This is a genomic window from Flavobacterium sp., from assembly GCF_029242675.1.
Lineage (GTDB): Bacteria > Bacteroidota > Bacteroidia > Flavobacteriales > Flavobacteriaceae > Flavobacterium.
The window spans coordinates 1-9675 of the sequence record NZ_JAQWTM010000023.1 but is presented as its reverse complement, the minus strand read 5'-3'; the positions used below and the strand labels follow the sequence as shown (position 1 = coordinate 9675).

General features: G+C 36.7%; 8 protein-coding genes. All 8 read right to left on the bottom strand.

The window, feature by feature from the left end:
- Positions 1-510 precede the first annotated feature (510 nt).
- The gene (locus P8M54_RS00785; protein WP_300283878.1) at positions 511-1800 is read right to left on the bottom strand and encodes a DASH family cryptochrome; all 1290 of its coding nucleotides are present in this window, start codon (positions 1798-1800) and stop codon (positions 511-513) included.
- Between the two features lie 45 nt (positions 1801-1845).
- On the bottom strand, positions 1846-3381 hold the full coding sequence (locus P8M54_RS00780) for a cryptochrome/photolyase family protein (RefSeq protein WP_300283876.1): 1536 nt from the start codon (positions 3379-3381) through the stop codon (positions 1846-1848).
- 4 nt (positions 3382-3385) lie between these two features.
- Positions 3386-3523, bottom strand: a complete 138-nt coding sequence (locus P8M54_RS00775; protein WP_300283875.1) for a DUF2256 domain-containing protein — start codon at positions 3521-3523, stop codon at positions 3386-3388.
- On the bottom strand, positions 3510-4244 hold the full coding sequence (locus P8M54_RS00770) for a DUF2071 domain-containing protein (RefSeq protein WP_300283873.1): 735 nt from the start codon (positions 4242-4244) through the stop codon (positions 3510-3512). Before P8M54_RS00770 ends, P8M54_RS00775 begins: the two co-directional genes overlap by 14 nt.
- A complete protein-coding gene (locus P8M54_RS00765) occupies positions 4244-5797 on the bottom strand; it encodes a deoxyribodipyrimidine photo-lyase (RefSeq protein ID WP_300283871.1) in 1554 nt (517 codons plus the stop codon). Before P8M54_RS00765 ends, P8M54_RS00770 begins: the two co-directional genes overlap by 1 nt.
- A gap of 186 nt (positions 5798-5983) precedes the next feature.
- Entirely contained in the window at positions 5984-8191 is a 2208-nt protein-coding gene (locus tag P8M54_RS00760) for a TonB-dependent receptor (protein WP_300283869.1), read from the bottom strand.
- A 202-nt stretch (positions 8192-8393) separates the two neighbouring features.
- Positions 8394-8723, bottom strand: coding sequence for a hypothetical protein (locus P8M54_RS00755; RefSeq protein ID WP_300283867.1), 330 nt, complete (start codon positions 8721-8723; stop codon positions 8394-8396).
- Between the two features lie 129 nt (positions 8724-8852).
- Positions 8853-9675 (bottom strand): aspartate-semialdehyde dehydrogenase (locus P8M54_RS00750; RefSeq protein WP_300283865.1); only part of this gene is annotated, 823 nt, incomplete at its 5' end.

Below are 9675 nucleotides of genomic sequence, written 5' to 3'. Positions count from 1 at the left end.
TGAGTCAACTTTGTGGCTCTTTGCGTAAGGAAAAACTACACAGAGATGCGCAGAGATTGCACAGAGAATCGCGAAATTCTTTTTTACCATTAAGAAATTAAGGAAAATTAAGAATACTAAAACAACACTTAATGAATCTTAATGCCTTAATGGTTAAAAATTAAACTAACGCAACACGTAAATGGTTAAAAATTTAGCGAACCTCTGAGTCAACTTTGTGGCTCTTTGCGTAAGGAAAAACTACACAGAGATGAGCAGAGATTGTACAGAGAACCGCAAAATTCTTTTTTACCATTAAGAAATAAAGGACAATTAAGAATACTAATACAACACTTAATGAAGCTAAATGCCTTAATGGTTAAAAAATTAAACTAACGCAACACGTAAGTCCTTTAAAACTTAGCGAACCTCTGAGTCAACTTTGTAGCTCTTTGCGAAAAAAAAATCACATTAAAACGGTTCTTAAATTTAGAAGTTTCAAAAGTCACATTCAAATTTTAGATCATGCTGCTATTTCAACCATAAATCTCTAAAAACGCTATCCTTGTCATAATCCTTTGCTTGCTTCTCGATATTGAAATAACGGTGTTTTCGAGGGTCATTACCCACTCCTGCAAGGTAGGCCCAATTGCCCCAATTGCTGCACACATCATAATCGATCAATTGCGATTCGAAGTAAGCGGCACCCAATCGCCAGTCCATATTGAGTTCGTTACAAAAATAACTCGCCACGTTTTGACGTCCACGATTACTCATAAATCCCGTTTCCTTCAACTCGATCATGTTGGCGTTAATAAAATGTGAATCTGTGGCGCCATTAATCCATTGCGAAAGTAATTTCTCGTTTAAGGATTTCGAATTAGGCTTATCAGTCTTTATACCCGCGTATAAGAAAAACTTTGTCTGGTATTTTTTGAACATGAATCGGAAAAAATCACGCCATAACAACTCAAAAACCAACCAATAGGTCGATTCATTGGCTTCGTGCATTTCCTCATACTTTTTTACTTGGTCGTAAATCGTCCTGGGAGAAATACATCCTAGAGCCAACCAAGCTGAGAATTTAGAAGAGTAGTCTTCTCCCACCATTCCGTTTCGTGTTTCTTTGTAAACTGAGAGGTTTTTAGTTTCATAAAAATAATGGTTCAATCTCGCTAGCGCTTCGGTTTCTCCTCCTTTGAATTGAATAGCTGCACGAGAATCGATAGGCGTATATTCTAAACCTAACTCTTTTAATGTCGGCAAAACTAATTCAGGTATTTCAGGAGAAGCAATGCTATCCGGTTTTTGAAAAACCGCTCTAACGGTCGCGTCTAATTCGGTTTTACGACGGAATTGCGTAAACACATCAGGAATGTTTTTTATCGCAAAAGGCAAATCTTCGGCATGATACATGGTGCTCGTGCTCAAGGTCTCTAACTCGCAGCGTATTTTAAACAGCGCTTCTTGCACTTTGGCTTCCATTTTCTTTTCTTCGTAGGCGACTTCTCTTTTTGCAAAAACCTTTTGGGCTTTGTATTGGGCTGCAACTTTAGGGATTTCAACTTCGGGATTTCCTTTCAAAATCAATAAGCCTGAACCTATTTTACGCAAATTAGCATCTAAATCAATCAAAGATTCCAATATAAACTGCGCTCGGAAACTACCCGTTTTAGGATAGCCGTATTTTGTAATTCTGAACTCGGCATCGTCAAAGCAATAAACTGGCAATACGGAATCTCCATGCGCAATTGCTTTTAATAACGCTTCATTATCTTCTAATCGTAAATCGGTTTTAAACCAAACTATAGCTGTTTTCATAGTAATATAATTTTGCTGAATAAAAATTGGTAGCTAACTACTCTTTTATAATTCATTAATATTTTTCAAATAATAATCGGCTTGTTCTAGCAATGCCGTTTGTGCTTCGGGCTTCATTTTTCGCCATACATTGTACATCATTCCAATTCGGGGATTCTTACCTAGTTTATCTTCATTTTTATCATAAAAATTCCAATACAAACTATTAAACGGACACGCCTTATCGCCCGTTTTAACCTCTTTTTTGTAGAAGCAACTGCCGCAATAATGACTCATTTTGTCAATGTAGGAAGCGGAACTTACGTACGGTTTAGTTCCTACAATACCACCATCGGCAAACTGACTCATACCGCGTGTATTGGTGATTTCGACCCATTCAATAGCATCAATATAGATACCCAAGTACCATGCATCGATTTCATCCGGATGTACTCCAGCCAAAAGCGCAAAGTTCCCCGTGATCATCAGTCGTTGAATATGATGTGCATAGGCGAAGTTTAGCGATTGATTAATGGCGTCTTTCAAACAATTCATTTTAGTTTTCCCCGTCCAAAACCAATCGGGTAATTTTTCTTGGTTGTTAAAAAAGTTCATACTGGCATATTCCGGCATTTGTAACCAATAAATACCTCGCATGTATTCTCTCCAACCTATAATTTGCCTAACAAAACCTTCCAGTTGATTGTACTCGATTTTATCTGGATTTGCCTGCCAAGCTTCAACTGCTTTATCGATCACTTCTTGTGGTGAAATCATTTTGATATTCATCGAAAAAGACAATCTAGAGTGATACAACGACCACTCATTTGGTGTCATCGCATCTTGATAACTACCAAATAAATGCAGACACTGCTCGATAAAAAAGTCTAATAATTCAAGCGACTGCTCTCTGTTCACTGGCCAAACAAAATTAGTAGCATCTATGGTCCCGATGGTTTGAATATCGGTTTTATTAACTTCTTCAAGAATTTCAGTGACGTTGTTAGTAAAAACTAAAGGTGCCGTAGGTTTATGATTTTTGGGTAATTTTTTTCTGTTTTCGCTATCGTAATTCCACTTCCCGGTCAGCGGCTGCCCTCCTTCCATGAGTACATCATGCTTTTTGCGAAGCATGCGATAAAAATTCTCTAAAATAAACGTCTTTTTACCTTCAAAAAAATCAGCCAATTCCGTTCGCGTCGTATAAAAATGCTCCGAATCTACCACTGAAGTACCTATAGAAAGGGTTTTACACAACTCCTTCAATAATTCATCCAATCGAAACTCATCGGGTTGCTGGTACTCAAAATGTGTGAATTGATGCTTTTCGAAAAGACTTTTAATGTTTTTATCGAAAGATTGCAAATTATCCTCGTCGTTCAAATAGATATATATTACTTGATGCTTTTTGGCTTTTAAGTCTGCATAAAAGGCTTGCATCGCAGCAAAAAAACCAACTACTTTTTGAATGTGGTGCTTGGCATAATCGGTTTCTGATCGCACTTCCATCATCACATACACTACCGACTCATCCACGGTTGTAAACCAAGAATGATTGGAATTAAGTTGATCGCCAAGAATTAATCGTACTGTTTTACTCATTGTATTATTTATTGCTTCTGCATTTATCGCTGCAGTATTTTACCTCGTCCCACACTTTTTCCCACTTCTTTCGCCATCCAAAAGGGCGGTTGCAAACGATACACATTTTTGAGGGTAGGTTTTGTTTTTTAACTCCTTTCATGGTCAAAATTTAATCGGTTTCGCTTCCATTCTATTCCTACGGATGATCCTTCGGCGATGAAAACAGCAGCAGGCTCCGTGTTATTCAAAACAGAAAAAGCTTCACCGTACATCGCTTTGAAATCACAATTTATCGTATACTTTTCTACTTTATTTACAAGCCAGCTCGGATGTTGCAATTTGTATTCTTCGCTAGTATTTTCGTCAATTTTCGTATAACCGTAATAATGCTCGTAGATGAACTTTTCTAGACTATCAGACTGCATTGGCTTTGAAACTGTTGTCGCTTCCACGTAAATGTTATTCCATTTTTTATTGAGTAGCCATTCAAAATTTACTTTTTTAGTTGCTCCGTCCCCATTAATTTGATGCTTCGTAGGAACTACAGTATATTTCTCATTGTATAGTTTATTAGCCATCCAAGCCACGATGGGATAGGGAATCGTCTCGTTGATAAATACTACGCCTCTTTTGATTGAATTGCCCTCTTTCCGAACTACATAAAAGCGTAAATTGATTTCCTCAAACGTCCCGAAATAGGGAATTTTAATATTGAACAGTTTGGTATCCTTAAACATAAAACCAACCAAACTGATGTAAGCCTTACCATCGAACAAATCGAGTTCGACTCCTTTTGGTAAAAACGGAATTAATATAGCAGGATCGATTTCATAATTAGCCATTATTATGTTTTCCCAGTTCGCTTTTAAAAATAGTGTCATTATGATTTTGTCTTTTTAGTTCTTGGGCTTAGATCAGATTCCGAATCTAGTTCGGAATGAGTGATTCGCACATTCTTGCTTTGCAAATTTGGCTTTCTACTCACATGTTTTTTCAAAATTCGTTTTCCCTCCTCTTTCACTTCGTCTTTTTTGCGGAAGCTCCACACAATATCACTGGCAAATTTTCTGGTTTCATCAATGTTTACAATCGGCTCAGGATAATCTTTTCCTATTTCGCATTTATAAAATTGCTGTTCGATGGGATTTAACTTCCAAGGTTCATGAATTAAATTCACTGGAATCTCAGCCAACTCCGGTACCCATTGTTTGATAAAAACACCTTCGGTATCGTGATCTTCCGAGTTTTTTATGGGACTATAAATTCGTATAGTGTTGATTCCCGTTGTCCCCGATTGCATTTGGATTTGCGGATAATGAATACCTGGTTCATAGTCTAAAAATTGCCTTGCTAAAAAATGCAATTCGCGCCAATCCTGCCATAAATTAAAAGTAAAGAAAGAAACTACCATGGCGCGCATTCTAAAATTAATATAACCGGTAGCCACCAAACAGCGCATGCAAGCATCAACAATTGGCACACCTGTTTTTCCTTCTTGCCACGCTTTTATATAGGTTTCGTTCTTTGGTTTAACCAAAGTATCATAGGCTCTATTGACATTTTCGAACTCCATGCGGCATTCGTCTTCGAACTTTTGAATAAAATGACAATGCCAATGCAGTCGCGAAACAAAATTGAGAATTGCTCTTTTATTTTTTGAATTCTCGTAATGCTGATTGGTGTATTGGTAAATCATTCGCATACTAATATTACCGTAGGTCAAATAAGGCGATAAGCGGCTGCAGCCTTTACGACTCAATGCGGGTTTAGAAATATGCTTGCTGTAATTAACGTAACGCTCCTTTACAAAACTATCTAGATAACGCCAAGCCCAATATTCTCCACCTTGCTGAAAATTGGTGTTACGGTTTGTGATGTAATGGGAAAGCGGTTCGCCTTTTAGTCTGTCGTAAAAATGAGCATCGAGAGCAACTAGGTTCAGTTGTTTTTCATCGAGCATTTTGGGTTCGGCACGCATGACCTCTTCCCATCGCTTATCCCAATGCTGTCTTGATTTTAATCTCCTAATAACGCCGTGCATTTGCGACTCTTTCCAGTTAATATTATGTTGCTGAAAAAAAGATTGCATCGCAATATCTCGGTCATAGGTAACTTTATTTCCTATTTCTTGGTGTGAAAACACCGTCTTTATATCGTACTTTTTTACTAATTCAGTAAATACGTTGCTTACTTCATTATAAAAAAAATGCAGCGTAGCATTTATTGGAGCGAGTTTTTTTTGCAAATCTTGAATGGATTCATACACAAACCGCCAATGACGCACATCAGAATCGTCATAACTCATAACTGAAGGTTCAAAAAAATAGACCAGCAATAATGGCAAACCCGAATGGTGTGCAGCATACAAGGCTTCGTTATCTACGAAACGTAAATCTCTTTTGAACCAAACGATATTTATGGGGGTTTTATTCACTGCTACTGCCTACTAGTTTTATTTTGTTTAAACATTATTTACAAATGTTAAACAAATATACAAAACTTAGTTTTAAGTTGTATTAAAATATGCTTATATAAACGAATAAGGCGCAAAATCAATTGTGAAATTGACCTTGCGCCTTGGGTTCTAATTAAATCTAAGCGACTTCCCGCTGTTGACTTTTTAAAGTGTAAAATTCACACCTAAAACAACGTTTCTTCGTATATTAGGAATACCATCATTTTTTAATCGGGAAAGATGCGCGATGTATCTTTTATCAAATAGATTATTTCCGTTTAAGTTCACGTTAAAAATCGTTTTACCCAAAGTAACTTTTCCACCAAAACCTAAATTAACCAGCGTATACCCTGCTGATCTTGTTTCAAAACCGCCAACATTATTTTGATTAAAAGTAGAACTTAAGTTTAGGGTTGCAAAACCTTGATCCAACCAATTTTTAATTGAAAACTCGGTTCTAATGGTATTATTCCAATTATTAGCCGGAATCAATGGTAAGTATTCTCCATCTTGTTTTTTACCCGTTACGGTTTCAAAACTTGTTTCATAATGTAACCAGTCTAAAGGATGAGGATGAAAATGAAATCCTACTTCCCCACCGTATAATTTAGCATTGTCTTGTATGTAATCAAACACATCATTGTTGTCTAAAACGTAACCCGCCGGCGAAGTATAGATGTAATTATTAATGTGGTTGTAAAAACCATTTACAAAAAATTCAAAGTGGCTGTTGTTGTATTCTAGGTTCAAATCCGTTTGTACGTTTTGCTCTGTTTTTAAATTTTCGTTTCCGATTTCATAGCGATTCGTCCCTTCGTGAACACCGTTAGAAGTTAATTCAGCCAAGTTAGGCGCTCTAAATCCTGAAGCCACATTTAAACGCATCGTGAAATTATCAGCTAAACTGGTTTTGTATCCCATTGAAGCATTAAAACTATTAAACGAACGATCGATGGGTTTAAAATACCCTTCCTCACCAACTATACCATTTTCAATAGAAGTAATTTGGCGGTTATCAAATCGTAAACCTGCTTGAACGACACTGGATCCCCATTCATAATTCCCTGTACCAAACATTCCAAAGTCATTAGTCGTAGCATCAGGAATAAGGTATTCTTCACCAGAGTTCACATTCGTTTGATGCATTCCTTGAACTCCAATAATGGATTCAAAAGCACCAACCTTAGGAAGATGGAATTTAGTGTTGTAATTAAAAGTATTTAATTTCATTTGCAAACCAGCTACGTCACTATCTTCAAACTCAGAACGATCATTAGATACATATCCTAAATCAACATCTAGCTTGGTATTTTTAAAGTAAACAACCGAATTTAAACTTAGCAAGTGACTAAAAACACCTTGTCTCGGGAAACCGGTAGTTTTGCTTGAAGACTGATCTGCTATTCCGTCTTCTGGAATTCCTAAATCTAATTTATTGTAATTGTATCGCAATGTACTCGTAAACTTAGAGTTGCTATACCCAATTCCGGTTTTAAAGTCGGTTTCATTATAACGAGTGTTAGTTACACGGTCACCGCCTGCAATTCGATAATCTGAATGCGTATTATACGAACCTCTAGCAAGAAATTTCCAACTGTCAGTTGATGTCTTTAATCCAAGCGAAGAATTACTACCGAGTGTATTTGAGAATAATTTTTGATTGAAATCAGCCTTGAATGTATTCGCATCGGCAAATTTCTCTGGATTAAAATACAAAACACCTCCTAAGGCATCTGAACCATACAACAACGAAGCAGGTCCTTTTATAACCTCAACACTTTCGACACCAGCATTATTTAAACCGAGACCGTGCTCATCGCCAAATTGCTGGTTTTCCATACGCACTCCTTGCGAATAAACCAAAACACGGTTGCCACTTAAACCACGAATTACAGGTTTTCCAATAGATGTTCCTGTCGAAACTTGCGAGACACCAGGAATAGTAGCTAAACCTTCTATAAGCGTAGCCGTTCCTTTTTGTTGCAACTCTTTGATGGTGGCATGCTCGACTTTCATAATGTTTTGAGACTGCAATTTATTAAAGGCAGTCGAAACAATTACCTCATCCATTTTAAAAATGGCTTGCTCCAAACTAATATTTAAAGTGTTACTATTTGCAGCAATTAGGATGGTCTTGGATTGATTATTATAACCAACATAATCAAAAACTAATTTTAAGGAACCCACTGGAACATTTGAAATCGTATAATTTCCGCTTCCATCTGTTGTAGTTCCTTTATGTAATTCAGGTGCGTAAACAGAGACACCTACTACTGGATTTTTATCTTTATCGGTTACTGTTCCCGAAACTGAATTTTGCGCTTGTAGCATTGCCGAAAACCCTATTAATAGGATTATAAATATATTTTTCATTGAAATGATTGTATGGATTGTACTAAATAGATTTTGCTTTTTACAAATAAACAGTACCAAAGGCGCGTCATCATAAAATCCTAGTTCATTAAAACTGTGATTTTATCTTGAAGGCAGCAGTACAATAGTTCTTTGTAAAAAGAAAATAATAAAATGATTTTTGACCTTGTTCCTATAAGATTAAGTCCAAAAAAAAGAAGTATTAAACAACCGTACTAATTGGCGGTCCTCTATGAGCATACATACTACCCGAAAAAATGAAGATTCTTTCTTGGGCATTATTAAAATAGGGCACCATTTTGAAATTGGAACGAAGCTGATAGGCAATTGCTTTAGGAGCAATGTACGAACCAAAACTAAAATGACACACTTTACAATCGTCCTGGGAATGGTGTTGGTGGGTGATCTCCGGTTCTCCGTAATTATTTTTCTTGTGATGACATTCTTTGTCTGCAAACTGCTGGGAAAAATGCTCATAGGTATGCAGTGATTGAGACAGTATTGAAATCAATACCGTCATCACTAAGGACATACTAACTAAGAGTTTTTTATTTTGCATCACAAGCAAAGGTAAGAAAACCTTAAAAAGAAAACCGTCTGTTTTAACAAAACATATAGAATGTTAAAACAAACGATTTTTTAGCACTAATAGATATCGAGTTTACACTAAACTATTCTTTCTTAAATATTCTGCAATTTGAATGGTGTTTGTAGCAGCACCTTTACGGAGGTTATCAGCAACTACCCACATGTTAAGCGTGTTAGCTTGTGATTCATCTCTTCGGATACGACCAACAAAAACATCATTTTTACCCTCGGCGTACATTGGCATTGGATATTCGAATTCTTGTAAATTATCTTGTACAACAATTCCGTCTGTTGCTCGTAGAATAGTGCGAACCTCATCAACATCAAAGTCATTGCTGAACTCTACGTTCAATGCCTCGCTATGGCCGCCTACGATAGGTACACGAACAGCAGTAGCGGTAACTGCAATTGTATTATCACTTAATATTTTTTTAGTTTCACGCACTAACTTCATTTCTTCCTTAGTGTAACCGTTTTCCTCGAATGAGTCACATTGTGGAATGGCATTGCGGTGAATAGGATATTTATAGGCCATTTCACCATCGATTCCAGCATATTCATTTTCTAGCTGTTGTACTGCTTTTACACCAGTACCCGTAATTGACTGATAGGTAGAAACTATGATTCGTTTTACGTTGTATTTTTTATGCAAAGGAGCCAATGCTAAAACCATTTGGATCGTTGAGCAATTTGGATTAGCTATAATTTTATCTTCCTTCGTTAATTCAGATGCATTAATTTCAGGAACAATTAATTTTTTAGTAGGATCCATTCTCCATGCAGAGGAGTTATCAATGACAGTCGTTCCTACAGCAGCAAATTTAGGAGCCCACTCTAATGATGTTTCTCCACCAGCAGAAAATAAAGCAATATCAGGTTGCATAGCAACTGCTGTA